This window comes from Acidithiobacillus ferridurans, assembly GCF_003966655.1.
Classification (GTDB): domain Bacteria; phylum Pseudomonadota; class Gammaproteobacteria; order Acidithiobacillales; family Acidithiobacillaceae; genus Acidithiobacillus; species Acidithiobacillus ferridurans.
The window spans coordinates 724508-743643 of the sequence record NZ_AP018795.1 but is presented as its reverse complement, the minus strand read 5'-3'; the positions used below and the strand labels follow the sequence as shown (position 1 = coordinate 743643).

The window sequence follows — 19136 nt, the reverse complement described above, 5'->3', positions numbered from 1 at the left end:
GATTGACTATAGATTTCAATCATCTGCATAGGGGAAACCATCATGAGCAAAACACAGAAAAGCAATAAAGAAACCAAGAAGCAGCCAGCGATGACGCCCAAAGAGAAAAAACAGGCCAAACAGGCCAAGAAGCATTCCAGCGATATGGGTGCCACCATCGTTCCCCGCTGAAATCAGCGGCGCCCAGCCAAAAAAGTGTGGAGGAGTCCCGTAACAAGAACATGTTGCAGTACATAAGCAGTGGAGGGGGAATAGATGATGCTTTAATGTGTCGCCAAATTACTCCGAGGAGAGCGTCATATCTACAAAAAAATTAGAGTTCTCATCCTGCGTAAAAAACGCCCTAAACAATGCGTCGGATATGGACTTGTTACGCTCGGAGCTGTTCAGTGTTGAACAACTGAAACAACATGCGGTAATGTTGGCTGGTCAGCATGCTATTGATCCATACCCTGGGCCAGATCGCCTGCTACCACGCTTGGCCGACAATGCCGATGTTCTTCGTGCAGCCTATGACGTGCTCACTGCAGGGACCGCGCAGGCTGAGCAGCGGACACAGTCTGGCGAGATCTGGCTGCTTGATAATTTCTACCTCATTGAGCAGCAAATCATTCTAGCCCGAAGGCATTTGCCTGTCGATTATGGCAAGCAACTGCCACGCCTGCAATCCGGCAGCTTGGCGGGGTTCCCCCGTGTCTACGACCTCGCCTCTGAATTGATTGCGCATCAGGATGCCCGCGTCGACGGAGATAACGTCAGCGCCTATATCCATGCTTATCAGACCATTACGGCATTAACGCTGGGCGAATTATGGGCCTTCCCCATCATGCTGCAATTGGCGTTACTGGAAAACCTGCGTCGCGCTAGTCTGAACGTTGCTTGTCGGCGGGAGGAACGCAATGCTGCCATGATCTGGGCGGATCGCATGCTCGCCGCCGCAGAAAAAAAGCCGAACCTGCTGATTCAATTACTTGCTGAATTTGCGCATGCGGATATGCCCTTGACGGCGCCGTTTGTGGAGGAGTTTTACGCCAGATTGCAAGCCTACGGTCCCGCTATGGCGTTCGTGCAAACCTGGGTCGAACATAAATTACTTGAACAGGGCATAACCGCTACCCAGTTGTCTGAAGTGTCCGCCAGAAAGTCCGCTGCCAACCAGATATCCATGGCGAACAGCATTGGAAGCCTGAATTTTCTCGCGGCTATGGACTGGCGAAGTCATGTCGAAGCGTACAGTGTTGTCGAACAAAGCCTGCGCCAGGACCCGATGGGCATATACGACGGACAGGATTTCGCAACACGCGATCGATATCGCCACGCTATTGAAGATATTGCACGCAGCAGTGGGCGTGATGAGCTGGCGGTGGCGGAGGAGGCGATTGCACTTGCCCAGGCGGCATCGCAGCAAACAGGCAGCGAAGATCGATCTGCGCATGTCGGCTATTACCTGCTGGATCGGGGTCGGCAGCGTCTTGATCTGGCGATGGGCTGCTATTTTGAATGGCGGTCAGCGGCCAGACAAATGGGCGATCATCTCCGCCTTTCCTTGTATATCAGCGCCATACTCCTGTTGACGGTGCTGATCAGTTTAATTTTGCGCGTCCCTCTTGAGGGCCTCAGCCCCACCGACTGGCGTGTCTGGTGGCTAGGCATGGTCGGGGTTGTGAGTATTTCGGCTTTGGCGGTTTCTCTGGTAAATCGCCTGATCACTCTTTTTATGGCGCCCGGCGCCTTGCCGCAGATGGATTTTTCGCAGGGTGTTCCTGATGCGCACCGCTGCATGGTCGTTATCCCGACACTGCTGAGTTCGCCACAGGAAATTGACGCGTTGCTGGAGGCCCAGGAAATCCGCTACCTCGGAAACCGCGATTCCAATATTTACTTTGCGTTACTGACGGATTTTCGGGATGCGGCAGAGCAGACCAGTCCGGAAGATGCTTTATTAATCGACTATGCACGTGTCGCTATTCAGACCCTCAACGCCCGCTATGTCGATGATCGACCCTGCCTGTTTTATTGGTTTCACCGGCCCCGAGTCTGGAACGCATTTGAACAGGTGTGGATGGGCTACGAACGCAAACGCGGCAAACTGGAACAATTTAATGCGCTGCTGAGAGGGGCGGCGGAGGCGGCAGCATTCTCAGAGCAGGTCGGCGACCTGTCCATCCTCGGCAGCATTCGTTATGTCATCACCCTCGATACCGACACCCAATTGCCCCGTGACACGGCGCGGGCACTGATCGGTCATATGGCGCATCCACTCAACCAAGCCGTATATGACGTCGATAAGGGCCGTATCGTCGATGGCTACGCGATCATTCAGCCCCGCGTAGCGATCGACCTGACCAGCGCCGGTCAATCGCTATTTACTAAACTCATGGCTGGGGATTCTGGGATTGACCCCTATACGCGCGAGGTGTCCGATGTCTATCAGGATATTTTCAGCGAAGGCTCATTCATCGGCAAGGGCATCTACGATGTAGATGCCTTCCGCCAGGCGGTTGATGGCCGTTTTCCAGAAAACCTTATCCTCAGTCACGATTTGCTGGAAGGCGGGTATGCCCGTGCGGCACTGGCGACCAGCGTCGTCCTGATTGAAGAATTGCCTGGCAGTTACACCGCAGAAGTCTCCCGTCGACACCGATGGATTCGGGGTGACTGGCAGATTATCGGCTGGCTGTTGCCGTCGGTACCCGGTGCCCCAACCGCTAACGGTATGCGGGCGCCGCGTCCGACCAATCCGCTATCCGACTTGTCGATATGGAAAATTTTTGACAATCTCCGCCGCAGCCTGGTGTCATCCGCACTGTTGCTGCTGCTGGCGGGGGGCTGGCTCCTGGGTCCGGCCTTCTCCTGGTTATGGACTACCTTGGTTACCGGGATCATCCTCGTGCCAGTCCTGCTTTCGCCGCTCATCGACCTCTTCCGCAAGCCTCAAGACCTCGACTGGGCAGCACATCTCTCCTTGACCAGGGCTTCGGCAAGTCGCCCGCTATTCTCCGCACTGCTGACAGTCGCACTGCTGCCTTATGACGCAGTGATGAGCCTGGATGCCATTCTGCGCTCAGGCATACGAATGCTTTTCACCCGTCGGGGATTGTTGCTTTGGCAACTGCCTTCGTACCGCAGCCGTAACGCCTGTCATACCCCCGGAGATTTTTTCAGGGAGATCTGGAGTGCACCCCTGCTCGCCATCCTCCTCGGAATAGCCTTGGTGACCGCCTCCAGCCTGGGGACCAGTTCACCCTCGGTGTTACTGTTCAGCATGCCCATTTTAGGGCTGTGGCTGTTTTCACCGGTTATCGCATGGTGGATCAGCCGGCCGTTGCGGACCGGTGTCACAGGTCTGGATGATATACAGCGACGCTTTCTGCGGCTATCGGCACGACGTACCTGGCGTTTTTTTGATGACTTTGTCGGCCCTGCGGAGCACTGGTTACCCCCCGATAATTTTCAGGAGTATCCAACGACGGTCATTGCCTCGCGAACCTCACCGACCAACATGGGCATGTCGCTGCTGGCCAGTCTGGCTGCCTATGATTTTGGTTATATTACTGCCGGCGAGTTCCTCCAATTGACCGAAAACACCGTGACAACCATGGAGCAACTGGAACGCTATCACGGTCACTTCTATAACTGGTATGACACGCGCACCCTGCAAATACTGAGTCCGCAATATATCTCAGCGGTGGATAGCGGTAATCTCGGCGGCTGCCTGCTCACCCTCCAAGCAGGGTTGAACGCGCTCAAAACTCATCCGGTGTTGCCGGACAACGCCTTTGCGGGCCTGCAGGATACGCTGTATCTGTTGGCAACATGCATCCACGACATCCCCACGACAGATCTGGCCAACAAAGTCCTTGCACTGCAAGATGTGTTGTCTGCCATGACGCTCAACGGATGCCCCCCATCCCTGGTGGATGCCCATCACCAGCTTGCCGATATTCAAAGGATCAGCGGCGATCTCGTGAACGGGTTTCCCGCCGATGTTCCGGCGGATAGCGACTGTGCTTACTGGGCAAAGGCATTTTATCAACAATGTCAGGCTTTGGCGCTGGATCTGGAAACCCTCGTCCCTGATGCGCGGGACGTGAACAACACTCTGACACTGGCTGAATTAGCCCATGGCATTGCCACGGGGACGGCTGCCGCCCGGGCAGCTGCCGCAGAACGGTTAAGGGTCATTGATCAGTTGGTGGATCGCTGCCGCGCGTTGGCGGCGATGGATTTTGAATTTCTTTACGACCCTGCGCGCGACCTGCTGGCCATTGGCTATGATGTCGGGGAACGGCGCCGTGATCCATCCTGCTACGACCTGCTGGCATCAGAAGCACGCCTGGCCAGTTTTCTGCTTATTGCACAAGGACAAGCGCCTCAGAAACATTGGTTTTCGTTGGGGCGCCTGTTGACGAGCTACGGCGGCGAACTGTGCTTGATTTCATGGAGCGGCTCGATGTTTGAGTATCTCATGCCGCAATTGATCATGCCGGATTTCCCCAACACACTGCTCTACCAGACCTGCAAAGCGGCCGTCTCTCGCCAAATAGAATATGGGCGCCAACGCACCGTACCTTGGGGAATATCGGAATCCTGTTTCAACGCCGTGGACATGCATCAAGTCTATCAATACCGGGCATTTGGGGTTCCCGGTCTTGGTTTCAAACGCGGGCTCGGCGATGATTTGGTGATTGCACCTTATGCCAGCGCGCTGGCACTAACTGTGATGCCGTGGGAGGCCTGCCACAACTTGCAGAATCTTGCGGCGCAGGGGTTTCTCGGCGCCTATGGCTTTTACGAAGCCATCGATTACACGCCATCCCGGGTGCCACCGGGCGAGCGTCATGCCATTGTCCGAACCTTTATGGCGCATCATCAAGGGATGAGTCTCCTGGCTTTTGCCCATGTCCTTCTCAATCAGCCAATGCAGCGCCGGTTTTTATCTGATCCCGGCATTCAGGCCACTCAGTTATTGTTGCAAGAGCGTCTGCCCAGGCAGGAGGCTACGTTTCATCCCCATGCAGCTGAAGTCAGCGCTGCCGCAAACGTGTCCAGCGTCGAAATTACGACAATAATGCGCGTATACAGCAATCCGGATACGTCCATGCCAGAAGTCCACCTTTTATCGAATGGCCGCTATCACGTCATGATCAACCACGCTGGCAGCGGTTACAGCCATCTTGACGGTCTCGCCGTGAACCGCTGGCGCGAGGATACCGCCGCAGATGTCTGGGGGACCTTCATTTACCTGCGTGACCGTCAGTCCGGACACTTTTGGTCGACGACCCATCAACCCACCCGAAGCAAAGCCGATCACTATGAGGCGATTTTCGTCCAAGCACGGGCGGAATACCGTCGCCGTGATCAAATGATAGAGAGCTATATGGAGGTCAGCGTTGCGCCGGAAGACAACGTGGAGATCCGCCGTGTGACGCTCACCAATATCTCCCCACGCATTCGTCAGATAGAGTTAACAAGTTATACTGAGATTGTCCTCGCTCCGTTAAATGCCGACCTTGCTCACCGTGCATTCAGCAATTTATTCGTTCAGACCGAAATTCTGTCAAAGCACAATGCGATTCTCTGTACCCGACGTCGTCGCTCACCGGACGAGCAAGTGCCTTGGATGTTTCATCTATTTGCTGCGCCCGGTGTTGCCGCCAGTGCAGCATCTTACGAAACTGATCGCGCACAGTTCATAGGCCGTGGTCGTACCGCCGAGCATCCGCGCGTCTTCGACAGCCTACAACAGGCTACATTATCAAATAGCGAGGGGCCTGTATTAGACCCCATTGTGGCCATCCGTCGTACACTGACGCTTGGCGTAGACGAGTCCGCGACGGTACAGATCATTTCCGGAATGGCCGACACGCGTGAGGCCGCTATTGCCCTGCTGGAGAAGTATGGTGACCGTCACCTGGTGGAACGTGCTTTTGAAATGGCCTGGTTCCAGGGCCAGGAAGTGCTCCGCCATCTGAGCGCCAGCGAAGCCGATGCCCAGGTGTTTGGACGCCTGGCCAATTCCGTGGTGTACGCCAGTGCCCTGCGGCGGGCCGCGCCCAGTGTAATTGCCCGTAATCAGTTAGGGCAATCCGGCCTGTGGCGCTTTGGGATATCAGGCGATTTACCGATTGTGCTGCTGCGCGTCCGTCAATTAAACCGTATCAATCTGGTAAAACAAATACTGCAGGCCCATGCATATTGGCGACTGAAAGGACTAGCGACCGATCTGGTGATCGTCAACGAAGATTTCACCAGCTACCGGGCCACGCTGCAAGATCAGATAATGGGCTTGATTCACGCAGGTCCGGAAGCACAAATCGTCGACAAACCCGGTGGCGTCTTCTTACGCCGCGCCGAAGAACTTTCTGAAGAGGATCGCGTGCTGTTCCAGACCGTCGCGCGTATTATCCTCACCGACAGCGCCGACTCCCTACTAGAGCAGGTGGAACGGCGGGTATCAGGGGATCGCTTTCCTGCTCCGCTGAATCCGCAGTCACCCCCAGCCGTCGAAATCATACAACCGCTGCTGCCGCGGGAACGCATTTTTTTCAACGGGCTGGGTGGATTCACAGCCGATGGACGTGAATACGTCATCAGTTTGGAGCCGGGCCAAATTACACCCGCTCCTTGGGCCAATGTGATTGCCAGTCCGCACATCGGCACTGTCATCAGCGAGAGCGGCGGTGCCTATACCTGGGTCGAAAACGCCCATGAATTCCGTCTGACCACATGGCACAACGATCCGCTCAGTGACAGTAGTGGCGAGGCTCTGTATATCCGCGACGAAGACACAGGAGCATTTTGGTCACCCTCTCCATTGCCCGCCCGCGGTCAGTCCGGATATGTGTGCCGCCACGGATTTGGATACACTATTTTTGAACATTATGAGTCGGGGATCTCTTCAGAAATGACCACTTACGTCGCGATGGACGCGCCAGTGAAATTCGTAGTGGTCAAACTGCACAACCATTCCAAGCGCCCGCGAAGGCTTTCGCTGACGGCATACTGGGAACTGGTACTCGGCGAGTGGCGTCATGCCAATATGATGCATATCGTCACCGAAAGTGATCCGCACAACGGTGCGCTGTATGCCCACAATGACTATGGGCGCGAGTGCGGACATCGGGTCGTTTTCGTTCAGACCAGTGAACGGGAGCGTACGATCACCGGCAATCGCAGCGAGTTTATCGGCCGTAACGGTACGCTTGCCAAAGCTGCGGCACTGTACCGCAGCCGTCTGTCCGATAAAACAGGGGCGGGCTTTGATCCCTGCGCCGCCATACAAACGCCGATTCATCTGGCTGAAGGCGCGGAGCGCGAAATCGTGTTTGTTTTTGGTACCGCAGCCAGCACCGACGAAGCGCAGCAATATACAGACCGCTTCGCCAATAGAGAGTATGCGCGGCAAGCTTTGGCCGGGGTACGGGAATACTGGAGCCGGACCTTAGGTACGATATATGTGGAAACCCCGGATCCTGCACTGAACGTATTAGCGAACGGCTGGCTGGTCTACCAAACCATCTCCAGCAGACTCTGGGGCCGCAGCGGCTACTACCAGTCGGGCGGGGCCTACGGTTTTCGTGATCAACTACAAGATAGCATGGCGCTGATCCACACGACCCCCGGGCTGGCCCGAGAACAACTGATCCGTTGTGCAGAGCGCCAATTCTGTCAAGGGGATGTCCAGCACTGGTGGCACCCGCCCCACGGCCAAGGGGTGCGCACCCATATTTCCGATGACTATCTCTGGTTACCCTATGCCACCTGTCGCTTTGTGATGGCTACCGGCGATACTGGCATTCTTGACGAACCCATTCATTTTCTCGAAGGCCGCGAACTGAATTCCGAGGAAGAGTCCTACTACGATCAACCCCAGCGCTCTGCTGAATCCGCCAGCCTCTATGATCATTGCGTTCGGGCGCTCAAAAACGGTTTGCGATTGGGTGTCCATGGCTTACCTCTGATGGGCAGTGGCGACTGGAATGACGGGATGAATCTGGTCGGTCACGAGGGTCGGGGTGAGAGCGTCTGGCTGGCTTGGTTCCTGATTCAGAATCTACAGCAGTTTGCTGGTCTCGCGCGCATCCGGGGTGACAGCACCATTGTTGATCTTTGTGTGCAACAGGCTGTCGTGTTACAGGAGAACATAGAAAAAAATGCCTGGGACGGTGCCTGGTATCGGCGGGCTTATTTTGATGATGGTACGCCCCTTGGTTCTGCTACGAATGACGAATGCCAAATTGATTCCATCAGCCAGAGTTGGTCCATCCTCTCTAGCGCAGGCGATCCCTTGCGGGCGCGACAGGCCATGGCAGCGGTGGACAAATATCTGGTCCGTCGCGATGCGCAGCTTATCCAGTTACTCAATCCACCCTTTGACCGGTCAGCACTCGAACCCGGTTACATCAAGGGCTATGTACCTGGTGTGCGCGAAAACGGCGGACAATATACCCACGCTGCCATTTGGACCGCCATGGCTTTTGCCCAAATGGGAGACAAAGTACGGGCCTGGGAGTTGTTTAACATGCTCAATCCAGTCCGTCATGGAAGTAGCGCAGAATCTATCGCCCGCTATAAGGTAGAACCCTACGTTATGTGCGCCGATATTTATGGCGCCGCACCACACGTCGGGCGCGGTGGGTGGACCTGGTACACCGGCGCAGCGGGCTGGATGTATAGATTAACGATCGAAACCTTGCTGGGCCTATCGCTTGAGGTTGATCACCTGCGCATCACGCCCCGCGTCCCGGCGGACTGGAAATTCTATAAGGTCCACTACCGCTACCGCGATACGCTGTACCATATCACCGTTCATGGTGATAGCACCGCATCAACGCGGGTAGTGCGCATTACCCTGGATGGTGCTGAATTGCCGCAAGACAGGATTCCGCTCATGGATGACCGCCGCGAGCACGATGTCGATGTCTACCTCGACTAAATAACTGTTCGGGAAAGTTGTCATCATCAGCTTTAGCGTGCAAGAACCACATGAGCTTCGTGATCGACTTATCGTTCGGGGACGCGCCGCAGTTCTTCAGCACCCTCCTCATCGAATTATTCAGCGATTCTATGGCGTTAGTGCCATCCCACAGCCCGACAGTTCCACCAGAATGCCCTGATCCAGAGGGCTTCGTAATGCAAACGGCGTTCCAGATCTTGCCAGCATCCATTAGGGAAGCATGGCATCCCCGGACGATCCGGAGAGGCCATGGGAAGGGCTGGCGCAATGAGTTGGGCGGGTACTGTCAATACCTCCCGACGAGGAAAGCGGTCAGATTGCGGCCGGAACTCGGGGAGGTATTTCGAGCATTGGCACGGCATAAAATGCCTTCGTGCAGATTACTGACAGTCTTCTTGCGCCGAGTGGGCGATGCGCTCAAAGTCGTCGGAGAGAAGATGCGTCGGTTGGTAGTCGATTCCGAGGCCCTGCTTCCAGCGATAAAATGCACGCAAATGGTTGCGTGACCCGCGTTCGAGTTCGGCATAGACCGCGAGGATCTCCGGTTTGACGGCGCGATGCGCCGCATTCTGAAGATCAGCGATGTCCAATTCCTCGATCAGCAGGCCGACACGGATCGCATTTTCCCGACTCTGCAGCCCTTGCTGTACGAGGCGATCGTACAAATCCTGCAGCTCGGCACGGTGGAACCGACCCAGTTCCAGTCCCTGCGCCGGATCCGAGAGGCCGTAATGTTTCAGCAAGGCCAGGATGGCGTCCATGTGCGCTTGCTCAGCTCCGCTGATATTGTCGAAAGGACGAATTCCCCAGCGGTCATAAAGGCGTAGATAGACATCGCGGGCAATTTTTTCTTCCTCGCGCATCAGCAACAAATCGTCGCGCTCTTCAACGCTCAACTCGCCCGGGCGATACGCTGCAACGGTGGAGCGGATCTGTGCGAGGTGCTCCTCGCGGTGCGCGGTGCGGTCGAGATAGACGAAGTCGCTGCCAACCTGAGCGGGAACCGCACTCTGCCAAGCACCACCGCCCAAGCCCCTACCACCTCCAGCCATGCCAAATCTCCCGCCGCCACCCATGCCACCGCCACCCATGCCACGGCCACCACCTGCCCCGCGCCCGCGGTTACCTTGGCCACCGCGGATATTCTGGTTGTTGGGCAGGTTGTTGTCGACGCTGCTGTTCAATCCGGGCAGATCCACTCCGCAGGTGGGGCAGGTCCGGCCTTGAGTGCTCAATTCCCTGTTGTCCATGGGATATCTCCTATCTGATGAATACTAATGATTATCCTTTATAGACCAACAAAGGGAATGCCGCATTGAGAATTGTTAATTTGTGCGCGGGAGTTTTTTGTTCAAGGCAAGGGGGTGACTGGTAAGGACCTTGGTCGCCCCCACAGATTTCCTAGGCGACGGCGTCGACCAGCGCCAGCATGGTATCGGTGACGGACTGGGCAGGTGCCTCAAGAAAATTCAGCACAAAGCGGTCAGCAAATCTGGTCACGCCGATGGAGCGCGGTCGCAGGGCCACGATGTCAGCGTGGGGAATGGCGTTAGCTACGCAAAAGAGCAGAGTCTGGGCTCAGAGAATGCCATCGGCAATTTTGCCACCCCGGGACGCATAAGAAAGAGCTTCGATTCCGCCTTGGATGTATAGCGAGCGGCAATATTCGACCAGCTCGTATCGAGACATTCGCGCGAAGATGCTGCCTCGCCTGATTTCCGGGGCCGCCTTCAGTCCCGTATTTATCATTTTGCCTGCGTTCACAAGAAACTCCATCTTCCCCGCTTCATCTATTATCTTCTTAAATCGATGTTCTGTTTGCGGAGGGTCGGTATAACCGGACTGTTTTGCAAACAAGTGAACAAGGTCGGAGTACGCCGACCCGATGACTTGACCGCAGCAGAGCGGCGTCAGTGCGCCGGGTGCATCGGTTGCACGACCAGGCGCACGCCCAGGGCTGCGCAAACGCGGCTGATCGTCTCGAAGCGCGGCTCACTGCCGGGCCGAAGGGCTTTGTACAGGGCTTCGCGTGCAATGCCGGAATCCTTCGCAACCTGCGACATACCGCGTGCGCGGGCAATGTCGCCAAGGGCCGCGGCCAGCAACGCGGGGTCATTCTCTTCAAGAACGGCCGTCAGGTATGCGGCCACATCCTCGTCGCAGTTCAGGTACTCCGACGCATCGAACTCGGCAAGTTCAGAAACCTTGATTCTCTTGGTCATGTCAATCCTCCAAAAGCTTCGCCAGCGCAATCGCTCGGCGGATGTCGGCTTGCTGGGTGGACTTGTCACCGCCGGCAAGTATCACGATCAGCGTCTCGCCCCGCTGGACGCAGTACATACGCTAGCCCGGCCCAAAGTGTTCGCGCATCTCGAACACGCCTTCACCTACCGGCTCCACGTCGCCCAGCTGGGCCTTGCGCAGCCGATTGTTGATGCGCTGCCGGGTCAGCCCATCCTCAGGCCCTTAAGCCAGTCGGAGAACTCACTGAGTAGTTTCACCGCCTAGGTCACGAGCGTAGTGTAATCGAGCGATTACATGCGGTCAAGCGAAGGGACGTGTGCACGCGTCCGAAGCAGGCGTGAAAAAGGCCGGACGTTGCCGGCCTGGAGGGGTGCTGCTGGGCGGTTCCGGCGGCGCGTGGTATCGTGAAAGGGTCTTGACTCTCGCCGGTTTAGTGAGTGGCCTTGACCGGCAGAGCCGGCGCTGCAATCGCCTGTTCTGCCACCCTCGCAATCACGTTGCCAATGCACTGATCCAGTGACAGCAGCGGCGTGCCATCGATGTAGTCGCGCAAGTTGTCCGGCTCCCAGCGTTCTACCAGGGCCACGCACACCCGCTTGGTGTCCCAGTTCAGGCAGGCTAGGTAGGCCCGGCCCAGATGCAAACGTTCTGGCTAAAATGGGCAGAGGGTCTGCGATCGGCTACACTTCCTTTACACACGCCTTACCGCCTGCGCTGGCAGGATGTCAGCGGCTACCATGAGCGTCATGATTCATATGTATTCCCTTGGAAGATTCTGTGCACCCATGACAAGGAGGTTTTATGGATAGCTTGATTGAAGACATTATCGCCCGGGAAATTCTGGATTCACGCGGTAATCCTACGGTTGAGGTAGAAGTGTATCTCAGCAATGGTCGGCACGCCCGGGCGGCAGTTCCCTCTGGAGCCTCGACGGGTAGCAGGGAAGCCGTCGAATTGCGTGACCGTGACAGTCACCGTTTCGGCGGCAAGGGTGTGCAACAGGTACTGAAGAATATTGAAGAAATCATTGCTCCAGACCTCCAGGGGCTGGATGTTCGCGAGCAGAAAGCCATCGACGACACCATGATCGGCCTGGACGGAACGGACAATAAAGGCAAACTGGGGGCCAATGCCCTCTTGGGCGTTTCCATGGCCTGCGCCCGCGCCGCGGCTGATTTTTGTGATTTATCCCTGTATGTCTACCTGGGCGGCCCGGGTGCCACCCGCTTACCGGTCCCCTGTTTCAATGTGCTTAATGGCGGCGTCCATGCCCACTGGCAGGGAGCTGATTTTCAGGAATGCATGCTGGTCCCCTATGGCGCTGACAGTTTCCGCGAAGCTTTGCGTTGGGGTGCGGAAATCTACCATACCCTGCAGGGATTGCTTCTGGAAAAACATCTGTCCGTTGGCGTCGGTGACGAAGGCGGCTTTGCGCCCGCCGTGCAATCCAATCATCAATCCTATGACCTGCTGGTAGAGGCGATCCGTCGCGCCGGACTTGAACCGGGAAGAGATTGCGGCATCGCCATCGATCCAGCCTCTTCGGAATTCTTTAAGGATGGAAAATACCATTTGCGCACCGAAAAACGAGCGCTCAGCAGTGCGGAAATGGTCGGATATTACGCCGAGATCGTGCATAACTACCCCGTCGTATTGCTAGAGGATGGTCTTGCGGAAGATGACTGGGAAAGCTGGAAACTGCTCAATGAGAAACTCGGTGGCATCATTGAGTTGGTCGGCGACGACATCTTCTGCACCAACCCGAAAATCATTGCCCGGGCCATAGAAGACAACATTGCCAACTCGACGCTGATCAAACTCAACCAGATTGGGACTGTCACCGAAACCATTGCCGCCACCCGGCTGGCTCAGTTTCATGGCTGGGGAGCTTTCGTATCTCATCGCTCCGGTGAAACCACTGATGATTTCATTGCGGATCTGACAGTAGCTCTGGACACCGGCCATCTGAAATCCGGAGCACCGGCACGCGGTGAGCGAGTTGCCAAATACAACCAGTTACTGCGCATTGAAGAAGAACTGGGCACGGCCGCCAGCTTTGCTGGCAAACACGCGTTTTGCAGGCCGGTCCGTTTCTGATAGCGTTCAAAGGAGAGATATCCTGCGTTCTACCCGGTGGACGATTTACTCCAGACTGATCACCAGCCGCTTCCCCAAAGCAGCGGCGGCGCGTTCAAGCTGTTTGATGGTGGGGTTTCCAGGACGGATAAGGCGCTGTGCAGCTGGCCAACTCGTGCCCATGGCGCGGGCCAGTTCGGACAACGGACGGCCCTGGCGAGCGAAGTCTATCAGCACAGCTGCCTGCACGCCGACATCGGGATAAGCCACCGGGCGACCATCAGCCGGTGATGGACCTGTATGTCTGCGGATCAACGCGACTGGTCCAGGGGGTGACGAAATTCGCTCTGAGCCAAGGGTTGCCGGACTCCTGTTTGTAGTTCGAACGGTTTTTGTCCGCATAGTGCGGTATCTATGCATCCGGGATCGGTACCCGTTCTCCTCAGGGCATGGAGCCAAAATGAGAGGCGGCGGCAAGATGGATTATTGATGAGCATATGTGCCATGATCCTTTTCTGACGAGCCAACGGTAAAAGTCGAATGGGCATATTGCAAAAAATTGGCAACCCCATGGATTTTCATACAGGAGGGTCTCGTGATAGTCATAGAGCCCAGTAAAAAGTATCGTTTTGCCCTTCTCCATCTTGGGTTCCGCCTCTTTTTTTTGTTAGGGGCGGTATTCTCTGCTTTTGCCATCTCTGCCTGGTTCTGGTTCTATTATCACGGAACGCAGTTTCTTGATAATGGCAATTTCCCGATTATCCTGTGGCATGCCCATGAAATGATATTTGGATATTCCATGGCCGTGGCTGTTGGTTTTTTGTTGACCGCAGTCAAAAACTGGACGGGTCACCAGACGCTTCGCGGATATGGATTATTATTACTAGGTTTGTTCTGGCTTATGGCACGCATAATGCCGTTCACCGATTTTCCTGGCGCACTGATGATCATGGCGCTATTCGACCTGTTGTTTGATGTCACTGTTTGCATCGCCTTACTGTATCCTTTGGTCCGCAGCAAGCAATGGAAACAGCTTGGCATATGGTCCATATTATTACTAATGACGACAGGTAATACATTGTTCTATATAGGCCTCATCTGGAAGCATCCTGAGCTGACGCAGATTGGGTTGTTTTTCGGCCTCTATCTGATTATCGCGCTGATTATGCTGATGGGACAGCGGATAATGCCGTTCTTTATTGAAAGAGGCGTTGGTTATCCGGTGGTTTTGAGGGTTCGGCCGTGGGTAAACATCAGCAGTTTGATTCTTATGATGTTTTTTATAGTGGCTGTTGTATGGAATCCGATTTCACTGATTACGGTTTTGGTGGCCATCGCGTTAGCGTTTTTGCAGGTTCTACAAATGATCGGATGGTATACTCCGGGCATATGGCGTAAGCCCTTGTTATGGAGTCTTTACCTGGCTTATGGATGGATATTCATTGGATTTATTTTGACTGCGCTTGCTCATTGGATACCCATCAATCCAATGTTAGGAATTCATGCTTTTGCGTATGGTGGGGTAGGCATGATGACCATTGGCATGATGGCGAGAGTCTCTCTAGGGCACACAGGAAGAAACATCTTTACACCCCCATCGGCCTTGAACTGGATATTCTTTTCGTTGCTTCTTGGTGCCATTGTGCGCGTGATTATTCCAATAATATTGCCAATGCAGTACCGAATGTGGATTGAGGTGTCGCAAGGCCTGTGGATTATTGCCTTCGTCGGTTTTATCATCGTTTATGCGCCCATGCTCATAAAGCCGCGGATCGATGGCCGATATGGGTAATGAAATAATCGGAGGGCTTTAATGTATGAACGTTAGCTTGATGGGGGACCTTTGCCATGTATGCCGTCTTATACCAATGTCTGCGTGCCGATGCGTTCCCCGTGGCCGAAGCCTTTCTGGTTGACGCCGGGCGCCGCTCGGGCGGGATCTGGCGCAATGGTGAGGGCTGAGCGTCGGCCGACCTGGGCCATATTCCTGCTCCTCGGCGTGGTGTTGACGGTGACCCTGCAACTCGCCTCGGGTTTGCTCCTGGCCTTGGGCTGGATCTGGCTTCTGCCCTTCCACATCATCGACGGCCTGGTTGCCGCGCTTTTCCTTGCCGGTGAATGGTCCTGGCTCCTTGGCTCTGGGGCAGGTCGGCGGAGTGCGGCGCGGATCTTTCTACTTTCGGCGACGACTCGGCGGCGGGTCGTTCGCCAGTGGCGCCATTTGGGGCGCGACGGCACCCTCCTGCGCGAGGGGCTGGACGCCGCTGTGGCGGGGGTCTTTCTGCTCCTGGCGAGCGTGACCGTGATCCTGGGTATCCTGCTGTGGCGGGGAGCGGGAGATCTCCTGCCCTGGCACCGCACACTGGCCGCCTTTCTGTTGTTGTTGTGGGTACTGCATCTGGCGTTCAGCATCATCGATCATTGGCCGCGTCGGGGCCGTAAAGGCGTATCTCCGTGAGGGGACCCCTGTTTCGGTTCAAGGGTCGAGGAATCGCTGATCACCCGCCCCGCTGCCATGCCCCCTCCCAAACAACTGAAACGCACAATGCGCGAAACGATGTTTGTCAGTAATATCCCTATGTGCCGTTCTGTGCAGAACAGGATTGAACAAGCGGGTGCGGCACGACAATCCAGTTCTTTACTTGGTGGTTAATCATCCTCGACCTGCGAATGCGGATGACCTGGTCTCAGCGGGGGTGGTCATCCAAAAATTTGTGGTAATAGTAAAAAATGGTATCATAACGCATATAGCTGGATTAATTTATAAATCAGTTTGTGCGCCGTATTTTTTATGGATACATCATATAAAGAATTCATGGATCGCTCGCTCTCCCCGTTATTTTCTTGGCTAACAGTGAAAAATTGTTGCCTTTGTATGCAAACAAGTATCTTGTTACCGGCTTCTTCCGCTTCCACCACTATGACCTGATCATCAAAGCTTATCTGAATGCGACTGATATAGGCATCCATCCGCCAACCACTATTCGGAAAATTGACCACGAGTACGCCGGGACTCCGCAGATTGGCATGGCAATGGATTTAATCGAACCCTCTCCAGAGGTAAGGTAATGCTCATTTGCTATGCGGAACGCATAGTCAATACCCTCTTTGCGCCGATGGTAATCGGTAGAACTTAGTCCTATCATATCGTCACTGTTTTGTGAGCCCCAAAGATCTTCACTGCGTGGGGTTTTCTTGTCCGAAGGAAAATTTTCAGGATCTGTGACCGGATGGTTAAATATGAATAAAAACAATGAACTAGATCAAAAATTTTTTTGGTGGGAAGGGGATGTTCTGGTGGTCAATATTTTGGGGAAACCCAATGCCTCCCGCGATGCGATTGGCAAACCCAAGGGTAACCAGCTCAAGGTCAGTGTCACCGCAAAACCCCAAAATGGCCGCGCTACCGATCACATGGTCCGGTTTCTGGCGGGGGAGTTCGGCGTTGCCCCTTCGGCCATCGAGGTGGTATTCGGACGAATGAACGTCAACAAACAGCTACGGATCAAGGCCCCCACACACCTGTCACCAGTGTTTCAGGTGCAGGCGACCCTGCTGGACTGACGGTCGGCGAACAGAGCGGGCAACAAAAGGTCGCTCGCCGGCGATCTGCCTTTCTCCAGGTATCGACTACATAATCAGCATATCAGCAAAAACAGGGGAGCGTATGATGCGTTGGATTACTGATAGCCGTGCCGGATTTGTCACGTTCCTCGCCATCGCCTTTGTCCTGGCACTGGGTGTGTAGGTGCTCTCTGCGCTGATGGTGTGGAGCATGGGGGAGCCGCTACCGGGTGGCGATTACGTTACTGGATGTTCTCCTGGTTTGGACAGGACTTGCCTGGAGTGCGTCGATCATCTGGGCTGCGTTGTCGGGTAACGGCGGAAGTTTTACCATTTTAGTGTCCATCGTGGCGCTGCTCTCTGTTGCGTAGCAACAGTACCTCAGCCTGCGCGCCAAAATAGACATAGAGTCCCAGGGCCACCATAAGTGCGGCGGCTGCAACCAGTAATCCAATGGCAAGCCACAGATGCTGCGGGGCATCGAGTGCGAATTTAAAAACCAGCATCAATCCCTCGATGGAAACCGCAATCAGAATAGCGGCAATAAACCGGGTCAGAGTGCGTCGTGTCGTACTATGACGGCGAATATCCTTGCGTAACAATACCTCTTCCTCAAAGATGGTCTTTGCCAGATCAAAAACAGCAAGGGCCAGAGTAAAAAGAATCGTTGCCTGGAACGGTGCACTAAAATCATCCGGGGTAGTTACTGTAGACCATACAGAACCGAGCGCGATCAATGCATGCAGACCGAGTGCCATGCTTACCGTGAGCAATCCGGCGGAGAACAACAGGTAAATGAATTTAAAATAAGGTTCGAAACTACGTCGGCTGCCATCTTCTTCCAGCAACGCCAAAGTACGATCCAGTTCGCTATCCGCCACTACCATGCCCAGCAGTTTACCGGCCTCATCACGAACGGGTGCGGTTGCAGTGATGCAAATATGACCGTTGGTGGAGGAGAGATACGGCTCCGTGAGCACAGGGCTGGTAGCTTCCCTGGCCAATCGATAATAAGGACGATGGCTGCGGTTTGCGCCATCACCACCGTGTGCTTTCCGCCTCCTGGATGCTGCTACATTATCGCCAATCTGGTTGCCATCGGCGTCAAGCAAGTAACAAAGATCCAGAAAAGGATGCCGTTCAATTAAACACGCCAGGACGCGTCGTTGCTCCTTGCGGTCCTGCCTGAGCAGGTGCGGACTGGCTACGGCGTCTACCACCCCACCCAATAATGCCGAGAGATCTACCCGCAGTTCGCGAAAATGATCGAAACGATTCATGGATACCCTCCTGACAGATGCCGCCCATACACGCCAGACTCAGCGAGCATCTCATCATGCAGAGATCATGCCAGAAAGTATCAAGAGCGGCTGCGGCGGCAGATCATTTGGCAGCGCGTAGCGAAACAAGCAGGGTGTTGTATCCGTGGGCGGTATGTATATCCTGCATTATCATGGTGCAGGATCAGCGCCGTTTTAGGGCAATGTGCTCTTCAGCCACGGAATATCTTGTGGTCAAAGAGATTTTCGATCAGTTCTCACGTCGCTCCAGGTTACGAGGCGGTGATGGTGATGAGAATTTTGTGCAACTCGTCGGTTGGCTGGCCGTGTTTCGTGGGCTGGTGATTCTCAAGCGGGTCGGCGACGGCACCACGCGGGAGATCTCGGATTTTGAAGACGCTCCCATGGGCGTCTACACTGAAGACATCTTCGCCACGCCATGTTTCCGGGGGCGCGGGCGTTTCCAGAGGGAGATCTGACCCTGATGAAAGAAGATCCGCAGGAGAATGAAAAATCGGCCACCGCTTCCATCCTTGGTCCCGGTGCCGTGCCCATTGTCCTCTGGGTCAATGGCGAAGCCCGTACCCTGCTGGTCGAACCGCGCACCACCCTTGCCGAAGCCCTGCGCGGGCCTCTGGGCCTCACGGGCACGAAAATCGCCTGTAATCAGGGGGCCTGCTCGGCCTGCAGCGTGTGGCTCGACGACCTCGTGGTTGCCTCCTGCAGCATCCTGGCCATCGAGGTGGGGGAACGGCGGGTCACCACCATCGAAGGGCTGGCCGCGGGCGAGCGACTGCATCCTGTCCAGGAGGCCTTCATCGCCCACGACGCGGTGCAATGCGGCTTTTGCACCCCCGGCATGGTGATGAGTTGCGCCGCCCTGCTGGCAGGGAACCCCCACCCAGGCGAAGCGGAGATTCGGACCGCCATCAGCGGGCATCTCTGCCGCTGCGGAACCTATCCCCATGTGATCCAGGCCATGCTGGCCCTGGCCGAGGCGGAAGGAGATTGAG

General features: G+C 55.4%; 18 protein-coding genes. 9 read left to right on the top strand and 9 right to left on the bottom strand.

The features are described 5' to 3' along the window. Positions 1-42 precede the first annotated feature (42 nt). Positions 43-171, top strand: a complete 129-nt coding sequence (locus tag AFERRID_RS15900; protein ID WP_264158128.1) for a hypothetical protein — start codon at positions 43-45, stop codon at positions 169-171. Between the two features lie 190 nt (positions 172-361). Next, the gene (locus tag AFERRID_RS03825; RefSeq protein ID WP_226832989.1) at positions 362-8938 is read left to right on the top strand and encodes a GH36-type glycosyl hydrolase domain-containing protein; all 8577 of its coding nucleotides are present in this window, start codon (positions 362-364) and stop codon (positions 8936-8938) included. Here AFERRID_RS03825 and AFERRID_RS15895 read toward each other — a convergent pair. The 5 genes from AFERRID_RS15895 to AFERRID_RS03805 form a co-directional block, all read right to left on the bottom strand. Continuing rightward, positions 8892-9170: a transposase gene (locus AFERRID_RS15895; protein ID WP_197722478.1), complete on the bottom strand. Its 279-nt coding sequence runs from the start codon at positions 9168-9170 to the stop codon at positions 8892-8894. The genes AFERRID_RS03825 and AFERRID_RS15895 overlap by 47 nt on opposite strands. 169 nt (positions 9171-9339) lie before the next feature. Beyond that, positions 9340-10209, bottom strand: a complete 870-nt coding sequence (locus AFERRID_RS03815; RefSeq protein WP_172959329.1) for a DUF2202 domain-containing protein — start codon at positions 10207-10209, stop codon at positions 9340-9342. A 151-nt stretch (positions 10210-10360) separates the two neighbouring features. Further along, positions 10361-10528: a DUF6858 family protein gene (locus AFERRID_RS15890; RefSeq protein ID WP_331251186.1), complete on the bottom strand. Its 168-nt coding sequence runs from the start codon at positions 10526-10528 to the stop codon at positions 10361-10363. 9 nt (positions 10529-10537) lie between these two features. Next, positions 10538-10723, bottom strand: coding sequence for a hypothetical protein (locus AFERRID_RS03810; RefSeq protein WP_126604384.1), 186 nt, complete (start codon positions 10721-10723; stop codon positions 10538-10540). 146 nt (positions 10724-10869) lie between these two features. Further along, the gene (locus AFERRID_RS03805; RefSeq protein WP_172959328.1) at positions 10870-11181 is read right to left on the bottom strand and encodes an addiction module antidote protein; all 312 of its coding nucleotides are present in this window, start codon (positions 11179-11181) and stop codon (positions 10870-10872) included. Between AFERRID_RS03805 and AFERRID_RS15130 the strand changes: the two genes are divergently transcribed. Then, positions 11180-11467, top strand: a complete 288-nt coding sequence (locus AFERRID_RS15130; protein ID WP_172959327.1) for a hypothetical protein — start codon at positions 11180-11182, stop codon at positions 11465-11467. The genes AFERRID_RS03805 and AFERRID_RS15130 overlap by 2 nt on opposite strands. Before the next feature lie 166 nt (positions 11468-11633). Here AFERRID_RS15130 and AFERRID_RS15125 read toward each other — a convergent pair whose 3' ends face one another. After that, positions 11634-11789 carry a hypothetical protein gene (locus AFERRID_RS15125; RefSeq protein WP_172959326.1) on the bottom strand — a complete coding sequence of 52 codons (156 nt, stop codon included), beginning with the start codon at positions 11787-11789 and terminating at the stop codon, positions 11634-11636. Between the two features lie 215 nt (positions 11790-12004). Between AFERRID_RS15125 and eno the strand changes: the two genes are divergently transcribed. Beyond that, entirely contained in the window at positions 12005-13300 is a 1296-nt protein-coding gene (gene eno, locus AFERRID_RS03795) for a phosphopyruvate hydratase (RefSeq protein ID WP_126604383.1), read from the top strand. A gap of 45 nt (positions 13301-13345) precedes the next feature. On the opposite strand, the gene AFERRID_RS03790 is transcribed toward eno, so the two are convergent. Beyond that, entirely contained in the window at positions 13346-13594 is a 249-nt protein-coding gene (locus tag AFERRID_RS03790; RefSeq protein ID WP_172959325.1) for a hypothetical protein, read from the bottom strand. 280 nt (positions 13595-13874) lie between these two features. Between AFERRID_RS03790 and AFERRID_RS03785 the strand changes: the two genes are divergently transcribed. Continuing rightward, positions 13875-15071 carry an NnrS family protein gene (locus tag AFERRID_RS03785; protein ID WP_126604381.1) on the top strand — a complete coding sequence of 399 codons (1197 nt, stop codon included), beginning with the start codon at positions 13875-13877 and terminating at the stop codon, positions 15069-15071. Positions 15072-15227: 156 nt separating this feature from the next. Further along, complete coding sequence (locus AFERRID_RS03780) at positions 15228-15737, top strand: hypothetical protein (protein WP_126604380.1); 510 nt, start codon at positions 15228-15230, stop codon at positions 15735-15737. A 278-nt stretch (positions 15738-16015) separates the two neighbouring features. Here the strand turns inward: AFERRID_RS03780 and AFERRID_RS03775 are convergent, their stop codons facing one another. Continuing rightward, positions 16016-16249: a hypothetical protein gene (locus tag AFERRID_RS03775; RefSeq protein ID WP_113525948.1), complete on the bottom strand. Its 234-nt coding sequence runs from the start codon at positions 16247-16249 to the stop codon at positions 16016-16018. A gap of 225 nt (positions 16250-16474) precedes the next feature. Here AFERRID_RS03775 and AFERRID_RS03770 point away from each other — a divergent pair, with 225 nt between their 5' ends. Beyond that, positions 16475-16843: a DUF167 domain-containing protein gene (locus AFERRID_RS03770; RefSeq protein WP_225981844.1), complete on the top strand. Its 369-nt coding sequence runs from the start codon at positions 16475-16477 to the stop codon at positions 16841-16843. A gap of 335 nt (positions 16844-17178) precedes the next feature. Here AFERRID_RS03770 and AFERRID_RS03760 read toward each other — a convergent pair whose 3' ends face one another. Then, positions 17179-18123 carry a PDC sensor domain-containing protein gene (locus AFERRID_RS03760; RefSeq protein WP_113525950.1) on the bottom strand — a complete coding sequence of 315 codons (945 nt, stop codon included), beginning with the start codon at positions 18121-18123 and terminating at the stop codon, positions 17179-17181. Positions 18124-18353: 230 nt separating this feature from the next. Here AFERRID_RS03760 and AFERRID_RS03755 point away from each other — a divergent pair, with 230 nt between their 5' ends. Together AFERRID_RS03755 and AFERRID_RS03750 are read left to right on the top strand one after the other, a co-directional pair. After that, positions 18354-18602, top strand: coding sequence for a hypothetical protein (locus AFERRID_RS03755; protein WP_126604379.1), 249 nt, complete (start codon positions 18354-18356; stop codon positions 18600-18602). Between the two features lie 5 nt (positions 18603-18607). Further along, positions 18608-19135: a (2Fe-2S)-binding protein gene (locus AFERRID_RS03750; RefSeq protein ID WP_126604378.1), complete on the top strand. Its 528-nt coding sequence runs from the start codon at positions 18608-18610 to the stop codon at positions 19133-19135. Position 19136: the final 1 nt, after the last annotated feature.